At 63.2% G+C, this 842-nt stretch carries 2 protein-coding genes; both read right to left on the bottom strand.

Annotated elements, in window-relative coordinates:
• The coding region (locus WFK98_RS27200; protein WP_336802519.1) for a hypothetical protein at window positions 1-240 on the bottom strand (240 nt) is incomplete at its 3' end.
• A partial coding sequence (locus tag WFK98_RS27195) for a hypothetical protein (protein WP_336802518.1) occupies window positions 240-842 on the bottom strand: 603 nt, incomplete at its 5' end. The genes WFK98_RS27200 and WFK98_RS27195, both read right to left, overlap by 1 nt.

Genomic DNA, 842 nt, shown 5'->3' with positions numbered 1-842 from the left:
CGTCTCGCTGTCGAAGACGCGGATCGGATAGCCGTCGAAGAACGGCACCCACACGGCGTAGTCCGGATCGTTCAGAAGGCGGGCGGGGCTGACCCACTTGCCGACTAGCGTGCCTTCGCCAAGAGAGTTGGCCAGGGTGTTGTCGATCTGGCGCGGTCCGAGGGATACCCCCGGATAGTCCAGCAGGACCGCGCTGTTCTTCTGCGTGTTTGTCATGAGGATCATGGCGAAGGTGGGCATCAGTTCGCTCCTACGGCGGTTAGATAGGTGTTCAGGGCGGCGTACAGGTCCGCAACGTTCTGCAAAGTCAGGCCCGCACCGAAGCCTCCAACCGCCAGACGCCGGACGCTGTACGAGCCGCCGCCTTGCAAGAGCGTGATCGGCTGCACGGCCTCGGGAGCCACCGAGGTGTTGCTCACGGTGTTTAAAACGGCGCCGTTTCGGACTATATCCATCAACGAACTGGACGACCGGGACACGCCGGTCAAGCCCAAGGCCGTAGCGACAACGGCGCCTTGGCCGGTCGCGCTGCTGTTGACGCGGGCGTCGATGCGGGTTCCCGTCACCGTGTACGGTTTGAGAAGGATCGTGACCCCGGTCAGCGTACCGACATCGTTGGACGCGTCCTGGGCGTTCGTGTTCGCGTAGCTGAAGATGCTCGCATCGTTCTGTTTGAACTTGGCGAGAGACGCCGGCACCGCCCCGGTGTTCAGATAGGCGCCGACGCCGTCGCCCGTATAGCCTCGATCCGCCGTAAAGACAGGGCTGCCAGAGGCTGAGATATTGTATGCGTTCGCGACAAGGTTCTGGCGCGCAGCCTGTGCGTCTGCCGCTGCGAGGAC

It is taken from the genome of Kaistia sp. MMO-174 (assembly GCF_037147815.1).
GTDB classification, from domain to species: domain Bacteria; phylum Pseudomonadota; class Alphaproteobacteria; order Rhizobiales; family Kaistiaceae; genus Kaistia; species Kaistia nematophila.
This window is presented reverse-complemented; position numbering and strand designations above follow the sequence as displayed.